19 protein-coding genes are annotated in these 20935 nt (G+C 66.0%); 4 read left to right on the forward strand and 15 right to left on the reverse strand.

Translation table 11 applies throughout. The features are described from left to right. Positions 1-3: 3 nt before the first annotated feature. From HHL10_RS21320 to HHL10_RS21330, 3 genes are read left to right on the forward strand one after another with little or no spacing between them, the layout of a single operon-like run. On the forward strand, positions 4-951 hold the full coding sequence (locus HHL10_RS21320) for an NAD-dependent epimerase/dehydratase family protein (protein ID WP_169162416.1): 948 nt from the start codon (positions 4-6) through the stop codon (positions 949-951). A gap of 7 nt (positions 952-958) precedes the next feature. Then, the gene (locus HHL10_RS21325; protein WP_169162417.1) at positions 959-2419 is read left to right on the forward strand and encodes a UbiA family prenyltransferase; all 1461 of its coding nucleotides are present in this window, start codon (positions 959-961) and stop codon (positions 2417-2419) included. A gap of 20 nt (positions 2420-2439) precedes the next feature. Beyond that, positions 2440-4083, forward strand: a complete 1644-nt coding sequence (locus HHL10_RS21330; RefSeq protein ID WP_169162418.1) for a glycosyltransferase family 39 protein — start codon at positions 2440-2442, stop codon at positions 4081-4083. A gap of 34 nt (positions 4084-4117) precedes the next feature. Here HHL10_RS21330 and HHL10_RS21335 read toward each other — a convergent pair whose 3' ends face one another. From HHL10_RS21335 to HHL10_RS21405, 15 genes are all read right to left on the reverse strand, one after another. Further along, positions 4118-4573 carry a serine O-acetyltransferase gene (locus HHL10_RS21335; RefSeq protein ID WP_169162419.1) on the reverse strand — a complete coding sequence of 152 codons (456 nt, stop codon included), beginning with the start codon at positions 4571-4573 and terminating at the stop codon, positions 4118-4120. Between the two features lie 50 nt (positions 4574-4623). Then, positions 4624-5583, reverse strand: coding sequence for a sulfotransferase domain-containing protein (locus tag HHL10_RS21340; protein WP_169162420.1), 960 nt, complete (start codon positions 5581-5583; stop codon positions 4624-4626). A 50-nt stretch (positions 5584-5633) separates the two neighbouring features. Further along, a complete protein-coding gene (locus tag HHL10_RS21345) occupies positions 5634-6614 on the reverse strand; it encodes a sulfotransferase family protein (protein WP_169162421.1) in 981 nt (326 codons plus the stop codon). Then, a complete protein-coding gene (locus HHL10_RS21350) occupies positions 6611-8173 on the reverse strand; it encodes a lipopolysaccharide biosynthesis protein (RefSeq protein ID WP_169162422.1) in 1563 nt (520 codons plus the stop codon). The genes HHL10_RS21345 and HHL10_RS21350 overlap by 4 nt, the downstream gene beginning before the upstream one ends. Further along, positions 8173-9393 carry a glycosyltransferase gene (locus tag HHL10_RS21355; RefSeq protein ID WP_169162423.1) on the reverse strand — a complete coding sequence of 407 codons (1221 nt, stop codon included), beginning with the start codon at positions 9391-9393 and terminating at the stop codon, positions 8173-8175. The genes HHL10_RS21350 and HHL10_RS21355 overlap by 1 nt, the downstream gene beginning before the upstream one ends. A 3-nt stretch (positions 9394-9396) precedes the next feature. Next, positions 9397-10329 carry a sulfotransferase gene (locus tag HHL10_RS21360; protein WP_259373280.1) on the reverse strand — a complete coding sequence of 311 codons (933 nt, stop codon included), beginning with the start codon at positions 10327-10329 and terminating at the stop codon, positions 9397-9399. A gap of 9 nt (positions 10330-10338) precedes the next feature. Then, positions 10339-11052 carry a sulfotransferase family 2 domain-containing protein gene (locus tag HHL10_RS21365; protein ID WP_169162425.1) on the reverse strand — a complete coding sequence of 238 codons (714 nt, stop codon included), beginning with the start codon at positions 11050-11052 and terminating at the stop codon, positions 10339-10341. A gap of 54 nt (positions 11053-11106) precedes the next feature. Then, the gene (locus HHL10_RS21370; protein WP_169162426.1) at positions 11107-12006 is read right to left on the reverse strand and encodes a sulfotransferase family protein; all 900 of its coding nucleotides are present in this window, start codon (positions 12004-12006) and stop codon (positions 11107-11109) included. Continuing rightward, on the reverse strand, positions 11999-13579 hold the full coding sequence (locus HHL10_RS21375) for a hypothetical protein (protein ID WP_169162427.1): 1581 nt from the start codon (positions 13577-13579) through the stop codon (positions 11999-12001). Before HHL10_RS21375 ends, HHL10_RS21370 begins: the two co-directional genes overlap by 8 nt. Continuing rightward, entirely contained in the window at positions 13576-14298 is a 723-nt protein-coding gene (gene epsI / locus HHL10_RS21380) for an exosortase-associated protein EpsI, B-type (RefSeq protein WP_169162428.1), read from the reverse strand. Before epsI ends, HHL10_RS21375 begins: the two co-directional genes overlap by 4 nt. Further along, positions 14295-15167 (reverse strand): exosortase B, encoded by an 873-nt coding sequence (gene xrtB, locus HHL10_RS21385; RefSeq protein WP_169162429.1) that lies wholly within the window; start codon positions 15165-15167, stop codon positions 14295-14297. Before xrtB ends, epsI begins: the two co-directional genes overlap by 4 nt. Before the next feature lie 29 nt (positions 15168-15196). Further along, the gene (locus HHL10_RS21390) at positions 15197-16138 is read right to left on the reverse strand and encodes a polysaccharide biosynthesis tyrosine autokinase (protein WP_169162430.1); all 942 of its coding nucleotides are present in this window, start codon (positions 16136-16138) and stop codon (positions 15197-15199) included. Then, positions 16138-17556, reverse strand: coding sequence for a chain length determinant protein EpsF (epsF, locus tag HHL10_RS21395; RefSeq protein WP_169162431.1), 1419 nt, complete (start codon positions 17554-17556; stop codon positions 16138-16140). Before epsF ends, HHL10_RS21390 begins: the two co-directional genes overlap by 1 nt. A gap of 9 nt (positions 17557-17565) precedes the next feature. Beyond that, entirely contained in the window at positions 17566-18330 is a 765-nt protein-coding gene (gene epsE / locus HHL10_RS21400) for a polysaccharide export protein EpsE (protein ID WP_169162432.1), read from the reverse strand. Positions 18331-18446: 116 nt separating this feature from the next. Further along, complete coding sequence (locus HHL10_RS21405) at positions 18447-19421, reverse strand: EpsD family peptidyl-prolyl cis-trans isomerase (protein WP_169162433.1); 975 nt, start codon at positions 19419-19421, stop codon at positions 18447-18449. 392 nt (positions 19422-19813) lie between these two features. On the opposite strand from HHL10_RS21405, the gene HHL10_RS21410 reads away from it, so the two are divergent. Beyond that, on the forward strand, positions 19814-20908 hold the full coding sequence (locus HHL10_RS21410) for a glycosyltransferase (protein ID WP_169162434.1): 1095 nt from the start codon (positions 19814-19816) through the stop codon (positions 20906-20908). The last annotated feature ends 27 nt before the right edge of the window (positions 20909-20935 follow it).

Genomic DNA, 20935 nt, shown 5'->3' on the forward strand with positions numbered 1-20935 from the left:
AATATGCGCATTCTACTCACCGGTGCCAACGGGTTTCTGGGTGGATATTGCGCCGCCCGGTTGCGAGAGGTCGGCCACCAGGTCACGACCACCGATCTCGCCGGCCCCATGGATTTGCGCGGCGACCTGGCGGATGCCCATTTCACCCGCCAATTGCCCGTGGTGGACGCGGTGGTGCACGCGGCGGCCGTTCAATATGTATCCCCGAATTTGCCGCTGCTCGGCCGCGTGGGCTGGTTCAGGCGCAACAATATCGAGGCGACCCAGCGGCTGGTGGACCGTTACCGTGACGAAGACACCCATTTCGTCAATATCGGCACCAGCATGATGTACGCGCAAAACGGCGCGCCGCAGTACGGCACCGACAGCCTCATGCAGGGTCAGGGCGTCTACAGCCATTCCAAGCTGGCGGCGCAGGGCTTCGTGGAACAGGGCATGGCGCGCTGGGCCACGGTGATCCCTTGCATCATCGGCGGCCCCGGGCGCGAAGGGCTGTTCCGCAATTTCGTGCGCGCCATCGCCCGCGGCCGGCCGGTGCTGGTGCCCGGCCGGGCCGACCATCCCGTGGCCATGGTGCATGTCGAGGACGTGGCACGGCTGGTGGACACCGTGGTGCGGCAACGCGCGCGCGGCTTCTACAACGCCGCCGCGCCCAGGCCGCTGTCCATCAACGACTGGGTGCGGGAGATCCAGCAGGAAATCAGCGCGCCGCCGGCGCGCATCGTGCACCTGCCCCTGAAGCCGCTGCAGTGGCTGGCGGCGCTGAGCGGCTGGCGCCTGCTGGCGCGCGAGCAGGTGCTGATGCTGACCTGGCCGCATGTGCTCGATATAGACCGCTCCCTGGCCCTGGGCTGGCAGCCCCGCCACGACAACGCCCTCATCGCGCGCCATATCGCGCGCCACATTTACGGCAGCGAGTTTCAGCCTGTCCGTGCAGGAGCCCGCCATTAAATCCGCCATGAATACCGCGGAGGCGGCCGCAGCGCCTTCCCTGCCGCTTTACGTCGATCTCGACGGCACGCTCATCGCCACCGACCTGCTGCATGAATCGGTGTTGCGGCTGGTGCGCAGCGACCCGCTGGCCTTGCTGAACCTGCCGCGCTGGCTGTTGCAGGGCAAGGCGCAGCTCAAGCATGAGATCGCGCAGCGGGTGGAGCTCGACGTCAGCAGCCTGCCCTACCGCGAAGAGGTGCTTGAGCTGATTCGCGAGGCGCGCGCCGAAGGCCGGCGCGTGGTATTGGCCACGGCCTCCAACCTGAAATTTGCGCAGGCCGTGGCCCAGCACCTCGGCCTGTTCGATGCCGTGCTGGCTTCGGACGGGCACAGCAACATGAGCGGCGCGCGCAAGCTGGCCGCCATTCGTGAAGACGCGCGCGCCCATGGCGATCAATTCGCGTATGTGGGCGACCAGCCCGTGGATTTGCCCATCTGGCGTGAAACCTCGGAAGCGCTGCTCATCACCCGCTCGGCCGCGCTCGAATCCTCGGCGCGCGCGGTGGCGCCCGTGACCTGCGTCATCCGCCCGCCGCGTGCCCGGCTGATGGACGTGCTGTACGGGCTGCGGCTGCACCAGTGGCTCAAGAATCTGTTGATCGCCCTGCCCTTGCTGCCGATCCTGCCGTCGGCCTCGCAATTGGGCACCGCCGCGCTGTTGCACGTGCCGCTGGCCATGCTGGCCTTTTCCCTGATGGCCTCCGCCATTTACGTGGTCAACGACCTGCTGGACCTGGAGGCGGACCGGCGCCATGTGCGCAAGCGCCACCGTCCTTTTGCCAGCGGGCTGATTTCCATTCCCAGCGCTTTGGGCATGAGCGCCGCCCTGTTCATCGGTTCGGTGGGGCTGTCGCTGGGCCTGCTGCCCGGGCGATTCACGCTGTGCCTGCTGGTCTACATGGGATTGAGCCTGTCCTATTCGCTGCGGCTCAAACGGCGGGCGGTGGTGGACGTGTGCGTGCTGGCCCTGCTCTATACCCTGCGCATCGTCGCCGGCGCGATGGCGCTGGGCGTGCCGCTGTCGCTGTGGATGTTCAGTTTCTCGGTGTTCCTGTTTCTCAGCCTGGCCTTTGCCAAGCGCTACGTCGAAATCGCCATGACGCTGCCCACCGATACCGCGGCCTTGCGCTCGCGCGGCTACCTGATCGGTGACCAGACCTTCGTCATCGCCGCCGGCGCCGCCGCGGGGCAGCTGGCCGTGGTGGTGCTGCTGCTCTACCTGAACGACCCCCTCACCGCCCAGCGTTTCAAGCATCCGCAGTACTTGTGGGCCCTGGGCCCGATCCTGCTGTTCTGGCTGCTGCGCCTGTGGCTGAAGGCGAACCGGCGCCGCCTGCATGACGACCCGGTGGTGTTCGCGGCGCGGGACTGGGTCAGCCGGGTGTTCGTGCTGGTTGCCATCGGGCTGATCTGGCTCAGCGCCTGAGCTTTGCATTGGCTCCGGGCATGAGCAGCACCTGCGTCACGGAACACCCGCCCCGACACGGCCGGTCGGCAGCGACCCCGGTCATCGTCCTGGCCCTGCTGCTGTTTCCGGTGCTGTCCGGAGACCACCAGGGGTTCGAAGGCGACGGCTTGGCCATGCTGTTCGGCATGAGCCAGTTCGACAGCCTGGGACGCGCCGGCGTGTACCGCTACCACTGGCAGCCGCTGTCCTACGAGCTGCTGTCCGCGCTGTACCCGCTGCTGGACCGGCCCTTTTCCCTGGCTTATGTCGCCCAGCTTTTCGGCGGCGCGGCCCTGGCGCTGCTGTATCTGCTGCTCACCCGGATCTTCAAGGGCGTGGCCTATGCCCGCGGCCTGGCCCTGGCACTGACGCTGTGCCTGACCGAACTCTGGGTCACGACGCTGTATTTCAATACCACGGCCCTGGCCCTGCCGTTCATCACCGCGGGGCTGCTGCTGGCCCACCGGGCCGACAGCTCCCGAAGGCCGGCGTTCACCATGGTGCTGGCCGGCATGGCCACGGGGCTGGGCTGCCTGTTCCGGCTGGATTTCCTGGCCATGATCCCTGCCGCCCTCGTGCTGCAGGCCTTCTGGACCAGCCACAACCCGATCCGGCGCGCCCTGCTGCTCATCGCCGGCGGCATTCTGGTCGCCCTGGCTTTTCTGGCCTGGCAACCGGATTTCATCCAGGAGGCCGCCGCGATCCTGCGGCTTTATGGCCAGGGCGAGCATGACGTCAATCTGCTCTACCGCCTGAAAATCATCCTGTTTTCCATGGGGCCGGCACTGGTGGTGCTGCCGCTGCTGTGGTGGGCCTGCCACCAGCCGGGGCCTGGCCTATTGGACAAAAGGCAGACGCGACTTTGGATTCTGCTGGGCCTGGCCCTGCTCCCCACACTGGCCCCATTGAAGAATCTCTACTCCGGCAAATACCTGATCCCGTTCTTTCTGTGCCTGGTCGTCGCGCTGGCCCAGGCGCTGGCGCGGGCCGCTCAAGGCCGGTCACGCTCCCAGCCCCAGGCATTGATGGATTCCACGCTGCGCACGGGCGTCACCTTTTCACTGGGCATTTTGGCCGGCCTGCTGTTGTTCGGCATTCCCGCTCCCAGTTCGCTGAAACAGCGCCCATTGACCGCCTGGGCCGAAAGCCCCCTGATCGTCGGCACCCATGACGGCGCCCGCTCCGCCGGGGCGTACTTGAGTTTCCTGAAGCAGATCGAGAATTTCGAGGTCCCGCAAAACAGCGTGCTTTTCTACAAGCAGCTGGCCGAATTGGTGAACGGCTGCCAGTCCGATTTGACGGTGGTGATGTCACCCGTGCCCCGTTTCGGGCAGAACGTCTGGAGCTGGGGCTGGCTGCCGCTGTACCTGACCCAGTCCGACTGGCAATTGCTGGAATACGACGCCGGCAAGGAGGCGCGGCTGCGGCACCCGGTATCGGGCCGCCAGGTCCGCATCCTGAGCAGCGATCAACGTGCCGCAGTCAAAACCCCCGGCGTGCTGGACCTGGGCTTGATCGGCAACCGGGAGGACTATGCCTTCTGGAGTGCCGGCCTGAGCTGGCTGCATCATCCAGCCACACAGGCAATTTGCATGCGCCCGGCGTCTGCGTTGCCATCCAGCACAGCAACATCGGCCCGCTGACCGAAAGCGACGTTGAATCAGACCCGGTCGGGTTTCAAACCAATTCCGCCGCCGAAATATCTTCCTTGGCGTCCACCACCTTCTTGCCGGCGATCCGGACCACGCGGGCCGGAATGCCGACCACGGTGGCGTCGTCCGGCACATCCTTGACGACCACCGCATTGGCGCCGATGCGCACCCGGTTGCCGATGCGGATCGCGCCGATGATCTTGGCGCCGGCGCCAATTTGCACGTCATCGCCGATGACCGCCCCGCCCCCTTTGCCGCCGGCAATGGTGACCTGATGCCGGATCTTGCAGCGCTGGCCCACTTTCACCCGCTTCCCCATCATGATTCCCTGGCGGTGGCCGAAGGACACACCCGGCCCGATGTCGGCCTGGTAGGGAATGGAGGCATGGAAGAAGAACCGAATCATCAATTCGATCAGCTTGGGCAAAACAGGAATCTTTTTCAGGTAAAGGTAGTGCGACAAGTAGTAGAGCTTTTCCATAGCGCACTCCTGAATTCACGAAACCTTGGCATCCATGGCCATATTCTCGGTCAGCGCGCAGGCTGCACTTTGAGCGAACCGGCCGGCGCAGCCGACGACGGTGCCTGCCAGCTGCCGGGTACGGCGGCCTCGCCCACGATGCCGGCCAATTGCCGAATGCTCGGCTCGTAATAAGCCTGCAGCTGGTCGCGCATGGGCGCCGGCATGGCCGGATAACCTTGGCGGGCCTGGTTGAATTTCTTGTACAACCCCACCAGGCCCCGTTTCAGGCCGGGCCGGGCCCGCAATACGGGCTCCAGCATGTGGTTGAGTTTCAAGGCGTACCGGTGCAGCCCTTCGAAGCGGCTGGAGAAGGTGACGTTGGCAGCCTGGAAGGTGTAGTCGTCAAAATAGGCGGCGTCGATGCCCAGGAAGACGCACAACTCCTTCATGAAGGCGCGCTCGTCGCACTGCAGTTCCTCATAAAACATGATGCGAATGCGGGCCGCGGGAAAGCGCTCCAAAAAAGGTTCCAGGTGCGGCGCGTAGCGGCCGAAATCCAGTACCTGCAGGAACCAGCGGCCAATACCCAGCTTTTCCGCCGGCACGCCCCGATCAAACTGCAGGCAGCGCTCCACATAATCTTCGAAGCTCAATTCGGCCGGCAATTCGAGCCGGGCCTTGTGGAAATTGAAGGAGGAATAAAGCCGGTCCACCGGGTTGCGCAGGATGAACAGCAGCTTCACCTCATCCTTCAACAGCGCCTGCATGCGCGGCGCCACGGTGCGGGACTCGCCCAGATAACCCGGCGAGGCCTCCATCACCACGCGCGCCTCGCGCGACTTGCAGTGCGCGAAGTAGGCGGCATAGGCCTCGGCGCTGCGCCCCGGATCGGCGCCATCGTCCTGGCGGAAGAAATCAGTCTCCTTGACCTTGGAGCCGCACACCTGGGGATGGGACAGCAGGTAAGTGAAGACCGAGGTGGTGCCCGCCTTCTCGGTACCGCCAATGATGAAGTTGGGCAGTGTCATGAACGCTCCATGCAAGGTCCAGCCAGGAGGGGCCGCGCGGCCCGGAAGTCTCAATAGCGGTTGACGCGGTCCTGCGCCACCGCTTCCCGGGCGCGCAGCATGAAAGCGCGCACGCCGGCAGCGCGCTTGGTGTTCACCAGGTGCATGCGCGTCATGCGCGCCCAGTCCATCCACTTCAGGCAGCCGAGCCGCCAGGCCGCCGGGTCGGCATCGCCGCGCTGTTCCACCCGGTAGCCGGCGTCGTGCAGCATGCGGCCGGCCACGGCTTCGAGCTGCGCCACCGTGCCGCTGTTGAAGTAGGTGCGCCAACGCTCGGAGTTGCGCACCATCGCGCCGGTGCCGGCCTGGGCCGAGCTCGGGTCGAAGTAGCGCATGCGCGACTTCAGCACCTCGGCCGAGAACGGCAGCTCCAGGAAGTCGCACAGCTGCCGCATCCAGCGCTCCGGGTCGGCCGTGAGGTCCTCGTACTTCACCTCGGTATAGCGCGCGCCCAGCTGCCGTCCCTGCTCGCGCCCGGTGGCCACCGCCTTCTTCCAGCGCCAGATGGAGCGCAAGGGCGACAGGCTCCAGCGCCGGTGGAAGGACTGCGCGCAATCGCGGCCGTCGCGCAGCACATGCACGAAGCGCGCGTCCGGAAAGGCCCGGCCCAGCAGCGCCAGGTGCTGCACGTACATCGGCGTCTTGTCGCCCCAGCGTGCCTTGCCCTCGCGCCGGGCCATGTGCAGGTAGACCCGGGCCATGGCCTCGGCGGCATGGCCGGCACCGGCGAGCTCGTCGTCGCCGATGAGCACGGGCTGATCCCCGTTTTCGCGCCAGAAGGCCTTGCTGCGCCCCAGCTCGTGCGCGAGCGCCTTCAACCCGTCGCCCGCCAGCGCCTGGGGCGTGCCGTACTTGTGCAGCAGGCTGGGCAGCACCCGGGTTTCACGCGGCAGCATGTACAGGGCGGGATGGTTGCCCAGCGCATCGGCCAGCATGGTCGTGCCCGACCCGTTGACCCCGACCACGAACACCGGACCCGCTTCGGACTTCATGCCACCCCCTTGCGATCGACATACACCAGCGCGCGCAGCCAGGTCGCCAGCCGCCCCTTGAGCAGGCCCGACATGATCGTGAACTCGCTCTCGCGCAGCGGCTTGCACAGCACCATGGCGCCGGCCGTGAAGAGCCCCAGCATCACCAGGGCCACCCAGGGCCCCAGCAGGGCATGCAAGGCCGCGGCCAGCAGCACGGCCACCGCCATGGCGACGGTGATGCGGCCCAGCGCGTGCAGGTCATAGGCAAGCCGGATGCCCTGCCGCCGCAGCCACCAGATCGCGAAGCTGTTCTTGATGCCATGCGTGATCGCGATGCCGGCAGCCACACCGGACATGCCGTAGGGGCTGCCCAGCGCCACGCCCAGCGGCACCAGCAGGAACAGCAGGCTCTGCGCGCGCAGCTGCTGCGTCAGACCATAGAGTTGCATGCACATCGAGATGGTCTGGCCCTGCGTGGTGGCACCCAGCCCCAGCAGCATCAGCAGCAGCACCAGGCCCGTGTCGGTGAAGCGGCCGCCGCTGGCATGCGCCAGCAGCGCCTCGCCGCTGACGCCCACCGCCGCCAGCCACACCACCAGCACCATCAGGTTGGCCTTCCACAGCAGCTCCAGCACGCCAATGACGGTTTCGTGCTCACCCTGGGCATGGCGCGCGGCCAGCACCGGACGCACGATGCTGCCCAGCACCTGGGTCGGCATGTAGCGGCCCACCATCAGCAGCAGCTGCTGGATGAAGGCAAACATGCCGGCGGCTTCCAGGCCCAGGAAGCGCGCCACCAGCAGCCGCAGCGCGCCGATGCTGGCCGTGGCCTGCAGCAGGTTCACGCCGGTCATGTGCCAGGCGAAATTCAGCACCTCGCCGAAGCCGGTCGAGGCCGGCGGGCCTTCGGGAATCTCGTGCACCTTGCCCCAGAGCGCCCACAGCGCGGCCACGAGAAACGCCATGGCGATGGCCGCATCGAGCAGCAGCAGGTGCGGCAGGCTCAGCGCATCCCAGCCCATCAGCACGCCCACGCCGACGATGCGCACCAGCGGCATGGCCGCATGCAGCGACTGCGACCATTTCTGCTCCAGCAGCGACTCCAGCATCTCGCTGACGAAGCGGAAGGCCGGCACGCTGCAGATGACGGCGATGGCGCCGAAGGCCGCGAGGCCGCCGCCGAGGTCGCGCGCCTCCACGCCCAGGAAGCGCGTCACGGCCGACCAGGCCAGCGCCAGCACCGCCGCCCAGCCCAGCAGCAGCGCCAGGCGCACCACCACCACGCCGCGCACGAACGGCAGCACTGCCTGGCGCGAGCCCGCCTGCGCCAGCATGGGCAGGTAGCGGCGGGTGGCTTCGAGCAGGCCGAAGGAGCTCAGCGGCACCATCAGCTCGACCATGCCCCAGATCGACATGTAGGCGCCGTAGTCGCGCGCGGACAGCACGCGCACCAGCAGCAGCGTCAGCAGCAGGAAGGTCAGGGCCTGGGCGCCGCGGCCGACCAGGAAGTACAGCAGGGCCCGGCGCACCCGGGCGGCCGAGTAGCGGCCATGGCCGTGATGCTTGGCGCCGCCCATCAGCAGGCCGCTCCCTGCCCCACCAGGCGCCGGTAGGCGGCGTCCACCTGCTGCGCGATCACGTCGTAGGTGCGGTGCCGCCGCACCCACTCCGGGCCGCGCGCGGCCATGGCCTGGGCGGCGGCCGGCTCGTCCAGCAGCCGGCAGATCTCGGCCGCGAAAGCCTCCTCGTCCCAGGCCACGCAGCGGCCCGCGCCGCTCTCTTCCATCACCAGCGACTGCTCGGGATGCTCATTGGCCACCACGCACTTGGCCATGGCCAGGTACTCGATGAGCTTGGTCGGCGAGGTGGATTCGAGCACCGGAATGGGCTTGAACGGCGAGATGCAGACGTCGGCGCGCTGCACCCATTCCCAGGCCTGCTCCATGGGCAGGAAGCCGGTGATGGTCACGGCGTCCTGCAGCCCCAGCCGGGCGACCTCCGCTTCCAGGGCCTGGCGGTCGGCGGCCGTCTGCCCCTCGCCCACGAAGGCCATCGAGGCGCGCGGGTAGCGCTGGCGCACCAGCTGCAGCACCCGCAGCAGGAATTCCGGGCTGCGGATGCGCAGGATGATGCCCAGGTGCAGCAGCAGCGGCGCCTCGCGCGAGGGCGGGCGGGCGTCCGTGGGGACGCCGACCTTGTCGGCCCGGATGCCCATGGGCACCGGCGAGAGGCGCGCGGGGTCGATGCCGCGCGCGGCCACGTCGCGCCGCATGCGCTCGCTCTGCACGAACACATGGTCGGCCGCGGGCAGGATGGCGCGGTACAGGGTGGCCTGCATCAGCCGGCCCTTCAGGCGCAGCAGCCAGCGGTAGCGCGCCCGCGGGTTCTGCGCCAGCTGCAGCTTGGACTCGGCCAGCGGGTAGGACATCCAGAACACGAACTTGGCCTTGGTGAGCCGCGCCGCCAAGGCCGCCACCAGCCCGGCGAAGAACTTGTCGCGCACCTGGATGACGTGGTAGCCGCGCCGCGCCAGCCCCAGGATGCGCAGGTCGTTGAGCAGGCCCTTGAGGTTGCGCGAGACGCGGCCCAGCAGCCCGTCGCCCGCGGCATTGCGCGCCAGGAACACCCGGCTGCCGAGCCACTGCGTTTCGGCGCCGATGTCCGGGCTGGCCGAGGCCACGTCCATCACCCAGTCGATGGTGTAGCCCCGCGCCACCAGCTGCCTGGCGAACAGCTCGACCACGTCGACCCGGTACGGCGGAAAGGTGTCTTCCGTGATGTAGAGCAGCTTGAGCATGGACTAGCGGTAACCCAGCGCGGCGTTCATGCGCCCGCCTCGACCGTCGAAGAAGGAAAGCTCGCCCGGCGCCAGGTCGCGGCGCCAGCGCTCGTCCAGCGCGATGCCCTTGCCCGGCGCGAAGCGCGTGGCGTTGCCGTTGACCATGTGCCGCACCACGCCGTCGAGCTGCAGCATCGAGGGCTGGAACTGCAGCCCCACGAAGTCGCACAGGGTACGGCCGGCGGCCTCGGGGTCGCCGGCGATGTCCTCGTACTTGAGCTGCATGCGCGCGGCCGGCGGCACATGCCGCTCCAGCAGCACCAGCGCACGCGCGTAGTAGCTCAGCCAGCCCTTGACGCTCTCCTCCCGGTCGCGCCCGCTGCTGCGGCGCGACAGGTACACGCCGCGGCCGTCGCGCGTCACCAGCAGGATGCGCACGGTGTCGGGATGGCGCTGGTAGAGCTCGACCGCCTCGCGCACGTTCTTCGACGAGTCGATCACCAGCTGCTTGTCCCAGGCCTGCGCCACCGCCTCATACAGCCGCATCTTGTTGGCCAGCGCCTGACGGTACGCCGGCGGCACCGGGCACAGCGCCCGCGCCGGGGGCGGCACGAGGTCGCGCGCCGCCATCCAGGCCTTGCGCAGCTTGACGGCGGCCAGGAAAGCCTGGGTCTGGTGCGCGCTGTCGATGTAGGTCCAGGCCACCGCATCCCACAGGCGGAAGCGATAAGGGTCCTGCAGGTCGAAGCCCCAGCGGCCGAGCCGCCCGTACACCGCCTCCCACTGCGGGCAGTCGCGCACCAGCGCGCCGCAGGAGCAGCGCTCGCCCACCTTGATGGCCTTGGCCAGGAAATTGATTTCGCCCAGCGACGTGGCTTGCGGATGCCCGCCCAGGAACATGTCGGTCAAGGTCGAGCCACAACGGGCCGCCGAGCAAACGTAAAGCACCTTCATGGACAGGCCTCAGAAACAGTATCCGAATTGCTCGATATCGCGCTGGTAGATTTCCTCCACGCGCCGGCGGCTGGCGTCGCTGTAATAGTCGCGGTAGCCGGTGCGCTGGCTGGCGTTGACCTGCGGCAGATGGCAGGAGCGGCCGATCTGTTCGGTCACGTAGGCAAAATCCTCGGGCAGCCGTTCGAAGCGCCCCACGAAATCCATGCAGATCTTGTCCTGGGTGCCGACCACGAATTCCCACTGCGGCACGAAATGGATCTGGGTGTAGATGTTGCGGCGGTCCAGCCAATCCATCACGAATTCGTCAAAGGACGAGTAACGCCCCAGCACCCGCCGCCCCCATTCCCGGTCGCGCTCATTGGCGCCGCCCTGGGACAAGAAGGTATAGGCCGACACCAGGCGATCCCATGGATTGCGCACGAAGGTGAACTTGAAATAATCCGAGAAGGTCTGCGCACCGAACAATGCCCGGTAAGCGCGGGCCGTCAAATGCCCACCGCCCTTGCAGCCGAAAAGTGCCGTGCACAGCGAAATTCCCGCCGTCTTCGGAATGTGCACGAAAATGCAGCGATTGTCGTCAAACGGTGCCAGGCAATAATCTTCGGCGTCCGGCCGCGTGCGCAACTGCTGCAACGGCCCATTGGGCTTGTACGCCCGCAGCAACTGGCGATAGCTCCAAGGCACGGAGCGCTGGTATATCGAATGAATCATGGCATGCATCTGCGCTCCTGCTGACTGCTGTTGCCGCGGTGGCCGAGGGCCTTGGCCACCACCTTATGCATAACCCCAGCGGCTCAACATGTCGCGCTGCAGGGCGGTCACGGTTTCACAATCGACCGCGGACCATTTGCGCCGCCACGAAGCTTCCACGGGCCTGATGGACAGCGAGCTGATGAAATCCTCGTATTCCGGGTGCACCGATGTGTTCACACCCATGAACTGGAACAATTTGCGCAATTCGGCATGGGGGGCGGCCAACAACTGCTCATAATGCAGTGTGTATCTCATGTCCGGCTCCACATGGCGCAGGCCCTGTTCGATTTGCCGCATGCCCTCGACCCAATTGCGGGCCGCAATATGCAGATCATTGGCGCCTTCGGCCTTGAGCTCGCGCGGCGTCTTGCCGGCCCAAAACAATTGGTGATCCGACCACCAGCCCACCCGCACCAGGGAATCCGCGACGCTGCGCCCGTCACGCACCAGGTGAATGAACTTGCAGCGCGGAAACACTTGGCGCAGCACCCTGACCCGCCGATTGTTGGCCGTGCGCTTGCACACCAGCACATCCCCGCCCCCGTACTGCAGCACGGAGCCGAAGGTGTCGCGCAGGCGCTGCACGTTGCGCTCATCCAGCACGAAACTGTCCGCCGGCGTGTGCGGCACGTTCGCGCGCTCGAACACGCTTTCGGCTTCCGCCGGCGCGGGAATCCAGAACTGCGACCAGCTGCGCCGACCTTCGAAATAGGCGTTGCCCTGGCCGCCAAACCAGGCCCGGCGTTTCATGCCCAGCAGGTTGCGCGGCACCCGGTGCATGGCGGCCAAGCTCGGCAACGCCGGCACACGGCTCTGGTAATTGCTGAGATAACCCACGCCGGGATGCGCGGCCAGCAGCTTGTAGAGCAAGGTGGTCCCGGACCGCCCGGAACCCAGTAGAAAAACGACCTTGTCATCCATGGCTATACCTCGGGGTCTGATGCTGAGCATGGGCTGCGATTTGGGAAGGAGTCCCGCCGTGCACGGCACCCTCAGACCGGCCGGCTCGGGCAAATTGCGCCACCCGCGTGATGCGCCACCAGTACGCCGAATAACCGAGCAAGAACACCATCAGAAACTGCGAGGGCGGAGCACGCAGCGCGAAATTGCTGTAGGGCAAGGTGACGGCATAAAGCACCAATCCGGCCGAAGCGGCCTCCAGCATGGCCTTGTGCATCGCCGGCACCGCGTTGGAGCGCACGCTGGTATTGCAATTCCTGGCGGCCAGCAGCAAGGCCAATACCAGGAGCAAATGGCCCACCAGGCCCGTTTCCCATAACAGGATGGCGGTCCCGGTCATGTCCAGCGAATAAGGCATCTTGGTCACCAGCTCGCCCATGCCGATGGTGGACAGCTGCGTGGCACCGACGCCGTAACCCAGGAGCGCGTGGTAAGGGTCGCCGTAGCGGACATTGCGCTGCCACCAGTCCGCCATGCGCGCCGCCCGGCTGACGATCACCCCGCCTTCGGAACGGGTGTGCATTTGCTCGGGATTGAGCTGGTTCTGGACCGCGGCCAACGGCGAGGTGGGCAATTTGCCCGAAAGGGTCATGCCCCGGTTGGCATAGAAGGTGTTTTCATATACCGCGAGCAAGGTGCCCATCAGGCCCACGGAAATCACCACCGCGCCCACGCTCAGCAACGGGCGGCGCAGCAGCTCGCGGTAATACACCAGCGCGAACACCAGCGGCATGATCAATACCGCGGCCTTGACTTCGGCCAGGGCCAGGGTCGCCAGGATGGCCAGAAAAATTACCACCGCCAGGCTGCGGCGAATCTGCCGGGTCCGCCACAAGGCCAATACCGCCGCCATGACGACCAGGAGAAAAATTCCCATGCCATGGCTGGCGCCCCCGCCGTCCATGTTGCCGGGAAAGGTGCCCACCACCGCATCCCAGGGCGACAAGCGGTTGGAAATCTTGGCCACCACGAAATACTGGTAAATCGCCACCGGCAACTGCAGCACGGCACAAACCATCAGCGCCTTCCAGGCCAGCAGCATGTGGGACTGCGACACCATGCCCACCGCCAGCGCCAGCGCGATGGACCAGAACGCGAGATAGGCGCGCGAGGCCACCAGCACCTCGCCCAGCCGGGGGTCACCCAGCGCCGTGCTGAAGGCCGCGGCCACCAGAAACAGGCTCAGCACAAAAAACCAGAGCGGCCAGCCGACTTCGGGCGCGGCCCGGCGTGGCTTCAGCACATGCGCCACCAAGGGGACGTAAAGCGCCAGGCCCAGCAAGGGCGGCAACCAGCGCGCGTTCTCGATATGGCCGAAATACATCACCGGCCCGACCACGAACATCGACCCCACCAGCAGGGACCAGAACATCCACGGCGACGGGATGACGAACAGCGTCGCCAGCCCGATCAGGCCGATGAAGGGCGCCAGCAGCAGCGGCCGCCCCAGGCCGGCCACGGCCCCCAGGAAAAGGGCCATAAACAGGCTGGCCACCAGAATCGGCAGCGTGCCGCGCAGTGGGCTGGCGGTCATAGCACGGGCGCCTTGATTTCGGCTGCAGGCTCGGACACGGCACCGAACAGGCGCTGGCGGGCCGGCGCGCTCAGGCTGGCGGCCATGGCGCGCACGAAGGCTTCATGCCGCGCAAAAGCCGCCTCCGGATCGCGCTCGATGCTCGAAACCCGCACCAGGACCCCATCCGGAATGAATCCGCGAATGCCGTAGCGGAGCTGGACCATTTTCATGCCGCTGCCCGAGGTCACCGCCTTGTCGCCCACGACGATCCAATAGGTGATGGGCTCATGCCGCGTTGCCATGCGCGCGCGCAGGCGGCGTACCGGCAAAACCTGCTCATCGACATTCATGGTGCCCACTCGGTTGTAGATGATTTCCAGCCCCTGGGCGGGATAACAAACTTCGGGTTTGTGGGCCGTCGTGCCGTCGGACTGGTCACCGCCATAGGCGATCGACAGCATGATGCGGTAACCCTGAGCGTCCACATAAGTCCGTGACAGGACCTGGTTGTAAATGCGGTCCAGTTTTTCCTGCACTTCCGGGGAAGGCAATATGGCCGGCAGGCTGTCGTCAATATGCCAATCGCCGAAGCGCGAGGGCACGATTTCTTCCAAGGTGCCCATCGGTCGGGTGTCCGCGATACGCACCGACGGCCGGAACGCGTGGGCCAACCAGGACGCCAGCGCCATCGCGATGAAAACGACCAGCACCCGCACGCGCAATGCCACCGGGCTCATGCTGCCGCCCTCCTTTCCGGGAACAGGCGGCCAAGCGGGTAATCCACCGCCAGCATCAGCACCAGGGCCACCAGGAACAGCACCAAGCCGGCAAAACCGTGGATGAAACCCTGCCCCGCCGCATCACCAAAGTGATAAGTCACCAGGACCAGAATCATGACCCGGATCACGTTGGCGCAGAATGAAATTGGAATGATGCAAATCGCCAGCGCGACGTTGCGCGCCACCGACTTGTAGTTCATGAGATTCATGTACAGCAAGCCCAGCGATTCCAGCGTGAACATGGAATTCAATCCGGCGCAGGCATCGGCCACGAACAACTGGTATTGCCCGATGCTGAGCATCGCGCCCGTGCGCGCCACCGGGTAACCCACGCTGTAGAGCACGGTTTCCGCCACGGTGGACACGGCGGATTTCAAGGGTGCCGTCAAGGCCGCCACGACGGCGCCGGGCAGAGGCGCCATGAAAATGAGGAAAAACAGCGGAAACCACAGTATCCGGACCGCCGGGAAGCCTCGGAAAATGAGCAGCACCCCGGTCCAGAGAAAAATCTGCGAGCCGACCTCGAAGGCGATGATCGACTGGGAACGGCCGAACACGTAAAGGAACCAGCCCACGGCAAACACCAGGGCGCCGGCCAGCGGCCTGGGCACCGCCGGCGTGGCCATCAATTCATGCCGCTTGCGGTAGGCCAGCCAATAACTGACGACCAGGATGATGGGCCCATGCCCCTGCTCGTCCGACGCCCAGATCGTGCGCGAGAGGTCCGCGAAGGTGGGCAGGTACAGCAGGCCGAAGCCCAGGCACAGCAGCGCGAACGGCCACCATTGCGCAGCGACCGGGAAACCGGAAAGAGCCGGAGCTTTCATGCTGTACTGCCGCACCGCCCGAAGGCGGCTCAATATTCATTCATCACCACGCCGCACAGGCGCACGGGCACGCTGCGCAGTGCCGTGGTGAGGTCCTGGAGAGCCGTGGCCCGGCTTCGGCCCGCGCGCACCATGGTCAGCACGCCATCGCAGCGCGCCGCGATGACGGGTGCGTCCGAGCCGTGCACATAGGCCGGCGTATCGACCACCACGTAATCGAATTTGGCCGACAGCTCCCGCATCAGCAGGCCGAAGGCCGGCCGCTCCACCAGTTCCAGCGGATTGGGCGGCACGGCGCCCACGGGCAGCAGGTACAGGCTGGGCAACTCCTCCACCGGCCGGATGACATTCACCAGCGTGCGGCCCGACAAAACACCGGACAAGCCGGCCGTGTTGTCCACGCAAAACACCTCGTGCTGGCGCGGATTGCGCATGTCGGCATCGATGAGCAGCGTGCGCCCGCCCAATTGGGAAAAGGCAATGGCCAGGTTGGCGGAGAAATAGGTCTTGCCGTCGCCGGTATCCGGGCTGACCACGGCCAGCGAGCGCGCCCCGCCCTCATCCGTGAACAATTGCATCATCAGCTGGCTGCGGATGGCGCGAAAAGCCTCGGAGCGGAAGGAAAAGGGGTCACGGGCCGTCACCAGCTCGCTGCTGAGCAGGCTCTTGGAATTGGCCGGATAGGGATAGTGGAATTGCTGCGACAGGGCCCACAGCACGTCGTTGCCGCTGGCCACGCCCAATTCGATGGCGGCTTCGCCGAACCGGATGCCGCGCTCCTTCTGGTGCTGGAGCACGCGCTCGATTTGCTCATCACTGAGCTGGTTGGCCGCCTTGATGATTTCGCCGAGCGGCTTTTCCTTGGCCGCGTCGTTGTCGTCCACCGCGTTGCCTTGGTCGGTCCGGTAATTGAAAGACGAACCCGAGGTGCCGTCGCGCTGCGCCGTGGTCGGAATGCGATGAAGTTCCATTAGACCGCCCTTCCGTGATAACCGACCAGACGCGTTTGCATGGAGCCCGGACGCCCGACGCGGAACCAATTCTTCCGGTCGGGTTTGGGGAGCACACCAATCACCTGCATATCGACCAGCTGAACGATGTCGCTGGGAGAGCGCACACGGCGATTCATGAATTCCAGAACCAGGGCAGCGCCGACGGCCAGCAGGGAGCCCACGAAAGTCGCGACGATGACGTTCAGGGTGATTTGCGGCGACGAGGGCGCGATCGGTTCGGTGGCCTTGGAAAACTCGATCAGGTTCGTCATGGTGGCCTGGCTCTCGATGCTGGTGGTGTTGAGCCGCGCCAGCACGGTGTCGTAGGCCTTTTGCGCGTTGTCCACGTCGCGCAGCAGCGAGGCCATGCCGTCGCGCTGTGCCTTGAGCTTGAGCACGCGCTCGCGCTGGCTTTCCAGCGCCGTGCGGATCTCGGCCTCGCGGGACTGGTTGATGCGGTTGCTGACGCCGACGCCGCCGGCGACGCGGGCCACCTCGTTGTCGAGGCGGGTGCGCAAGCTGGCGATGGCGGCCTTGGCTTCCCGGACCTGCGGATGCGCATCGCCCAGGCGGGCGCTGAGCTGGCTCAGGCTGGCCTCCTGCCGCGACAGCTCGCCGCGCAGCTGGTTCACCACGCCGCTGTTGAGCGTGTCCTGCAGGCGGTCGCTGGCCCCGTTGGCCGCGGCCTGGCGGCTGCGGGATTCGGCAGCCAGCGCCTGCACCGCCACCAGCTGCGAGGACAGCTCGTTCAGGCGCGCCGTCTCGATGTCGATGCGCTCGTCCGTGGCCACGATGCCGTTGTCCTGCTGGTACTTGGACAGGGCCATCTGCGCCTTGTCCAGCTGCTGCCGCAGGCTCTTGGCGCGCTCATCGAAGAACGCGGCCGACTGCCGAGCCGGATCGACCCGCAGCTCCAGCGCCGTTTCCAGGTAGGCCTGGACGAAGGCATTGGCCGTCGCGGCGGCCAGCTTGGGGTCGGGCGACTTGTAGTTGACGGCGATGATGTTGGACTGGCTGGGCACCACCTGCAGGTTGATCTGCAGCATGTCGCCCAGCCAGGCCTCGAAGGCGCCCACGCCCTGGGTCGCCTCCTGCCATTGCGCGCGCAAGTCGGCGTTCTCGTTCAGGCGCATCAGGCGCACCGCCCGCTGCGCCACCCGGTCGCTGCTGAGGATCTCGACCTGGCTGGTGATGACCTGCGGCACGAGCTGGCTCGACAGGCCGATGCCCGCGATGGGGTCCGGCACCGCCACCTGCACCAGCACCGAGGCGGAGCCGGTGTAGCTCTTGGGCAGCAGCAGGCTGATGCCGATGGTGGTGAGCACCGTGGCCAGCAGCACGGCCAGCACGACTTTCCAGCGTGCCAGCAGGATGGCCAGGAACTGGGCGATGGACATGCTCGATCCTTAGAAAATGCTTTCGCGGACGTACACGACGTCCCCATCGCGCAACGGTTCGCTCATCGACGGCTGCAGCACCTCGACATGCCCGTCAGACGCCTTGCGATGCACCTTCAGGCCGCGATCGGTGCCGCGGGCCGTCAACCCGCCCCCGGCCGCTAGGCCCTGCAGCAGCGTCATGCCCCGCTCCACGCGCAGCGGCCCCGGTCGCTGGACCTCGCCGTAGATGTAGGCCGTGGGCGCCCGGTCCACGTACACCACGTCGCCGTCCTGAACCCGCGTGTCGAAGGCGCTGTCGAGCTGCCCGGCGGCCAAGGCGTCGGACAGGCTGATCTGGGTCTTGAAGGGACGGCCATCGCGCACGCCCACGAGCGTGACCACGTCGGAGCCGGACTCCGCCACCCCGCCGGCCACGGCCAGCAGGTCGGTCAAGCGCATCTGCGCCAGCTCCAGCGGATAGCGGCCGGGCCGGTTGACGTGGCCGAGCACCGCCGCCTGGTTGCCCCGGACCTGCATGATCAGGATGGACACCTGGGGCTGCTTCACGAAATTGCCGCTGCTCAGCGCATTGGCAATGCGTTGTTCGGCCTGGGGCACGGTCAGGCCGCCAATCTTCACGGCGCCGATCAGGGGATAGGTCACCATCCCCGTGTCCGTGATGCGCGTTTCCAGCGCCAGGTCGGGATTCTGGAACACGGAAATCTTGATGCCGTCGCCGGGGCCGAGGCGGTAATCCGCGACATTGGCCGCCGAGGACGGCGCGGCGGCCATGGCCGCCGGCGTCAGGGCGGCCTGCCGGGTATTTGATTTGTCGCCCTGCGCCTGGGCGGTCGCGCACGCCGCCAAAATGAGAGCCAGCCCGATTCGCGTGCTGCGGTACGAAATATTCACTTGTTTACCCCCAATCCATGGTCAATTGACGAGGCTCCCGGCCCTGCCGCCGGGACGTTCGACGTGTCGGTTTCACCGGGCCCGTTCGCCGCTTGGTTGCCCCCCGTGTTTTGCGGTTTTTCAGCAAACTTGCCGACCAGCTCGATCTTGGCCGCGCTGCGCAAGTCCTTGATATCCCGCTCGACCAGCTCGCGCTTGCGCTGGGTGCTCAGATATTGATCAATTGCCGGCCGGGCCTTTTCCAGCGACACCGGCTGGCTCTGCGAGCCGGCAAGCGCGATGACGATGGCGCCATTCGCGGTGGGTATCAGACGGGCCTGCCCGTCATTCATGCGGGCAAATTCATCGAGCTGTTCCAGCGGCAATTGCTCGGCGGCACGGACGGCTCGGTTTTGCACGAACCGGATGTCGCTGGATTGCAGGTATTTCGTGAATTCGCCCAGGTCCTTGGCCGCGGACAGCCGCTTGCCCACCTCGGGCAAACGATCCTGCCCGACCTGGATATTGATTTCGTGCAGTTGGTAAATGCGGCGCTCGCTGAACAGCGCGGGCTTGTCCTTGTAGAACTTCTCGACTTCCGCCGCCGTCGGCTTGGCGGCGGCCTCGGCGACGCGCTCCAGGTAGGCCCGGGCCAGCACGTCGCGCTTGGCGGCCTCCAGGGCCTGCAGCACGGCGGGCTGCCGGTCGATCTTGAGGTCCAGCGCCTTCTGCAGCGCCAGCTCCTGGTCGATCAGGCGATCGAGCACCTGCCGGCTGGCCGCCTCCACCGAGTCCTGCCGCACGTCCTGCTGCTGCAGCACGTAGTTGAGCTGGTGGACGGAAATCTCCTTGTCATTCACCCGGGCTGCGACCTGCGTTGCCGGCTTGTCCTTTTTGTCGCCGCAGGCCGCCAAAAGCCCAAGCAGCAACGGCGCCATCACCACGGCGCGCAGCAGATTTTGACCAACAGCCCGGGGCATTAACGGCGACATGGGTCGTGTCCTCCTGATAGCTATTTGCACGAACCGCCAGCCCGAATTTGACGAGTCAACGTGAGAACCTGCAGCTGGATGCACTCGATGGGGCGAAGTAAACCCTTTTCAACAATCCAGCGGCAGCCCCGTGAACACGGGTACTAACGAGAACAGGGGTTTCCCGTAGAAATAGTCCACCCTCACTTCGGTAGCGAATCAGGCATCCCGGAATGCTAAGGTTTATCGGGACCCGCGAAATACGCATGAAAATGTGCATGAGGTAAATCTTTGAAACATCACTTTTCCATGCTCAGAGTTTTGTGCTTTCGCATGTCTCGGCAGCATCCCTGTTATAGCAATGGGTACTGCAAAAAGTTCTGCTGCTTTCACCTTTTTGCCGGAGCCCTCCCGTGAAAGTCTTGCATGTCATCAACGGGGAATATTACGCAGGGGCCGAAAAGGTTCAGGACCTGTTGGCCATGGAATTGACGGCGCTGGGCCACGAGGTGAGTTTCGTGTGCTTCAAGCCGGACAAATTTCCCGCGCTGCGTACGAGCCGCCATATTTGCCTGCACTCCATGCCCATGCGGCACCGTTTTGATTTGGGCTGCGCCCGGCAGGTGGCGGCGCTGGTGCGCCAGGGCGGTTTCAGGCTGCTGCACACGCATTCGCCGCGGGGCGCGATGGTAGGCCGGATGGTGAGCACGCTGACAGGCGTGCCGATGGTCCACCATGTCCACAGCCCGGCGGCGCGCGACACGGAAACGCCCCTGATGAACCGCATCAATTGCGTGGTCGAGCGGCTGAGCGCCTCGTCCATCGAGGCGCTGATCCCGGTGTCGCGCAGCCTGGAGCGCTACCTGGTCGATCAGGGATTCGCGCGCCAGCGCATCTTCACGGTCCCCAATGGCGTGCCGACGCCGGGGCCGCTGCCTTCCCGCGACAAACCGACCGCGCCCTGGCGTATCGGCGCGGTGGCGCTGTTCAGGCCGCGCAAGGGCATCGAGATATTGCTGCGCGCCGCGGCTCAGTTATTGCAGCAGGGCCGGCCGTTGCGGGTCGTGGCCGTGGGAGGTTTCGAAACACCGGCGTACGAGCAGGAAATTCGCGCGCTCTGCCGGAGCCTGGGTATTTCCGATCATGTGGACTGGCTGGGTTTTACCCGGGACGTCAATGGCGCCCTGTCCCGGCTCGACGTGATGGTATTGCCCAGCCTTTATGGCGAAGGCATGCCCATGGCGGTATTGGAAGCCATGGCCGTGGGCGTGCCGGTGGTGGCCTCCGATGTGGAAGGTATTCCCGAGGTCCTGGAGCATGGCCGCACCGGCCTGGTCGTGCCGTCCGGCAATGCGACCGCCCTGGCCATGGAATTGGCCGCGCTGATGGATGGGCGCCATGACTGGGCCCGCATCCGGCAGGACGCCTACCGCGTGCAATGCGAGCGTTATTCCTCGGCAAGCATGGCGCGCGCCGTCTCCGATATTTATGCCCATGTGCTTTCCTGAATTCGGGGCGCATGCCTTTTTGCATTT

Origin of the sequence: Azohydromonas caseinilytica (assembly GCF_012927045.1) — a bacterium.
GTDB lineage: Bacteria > Pseudomonadota > Gammaproteobacteria > Burkholderiales > Burkholderiaceae_C > Azohydromonas > Azohydromonas caseinilytica.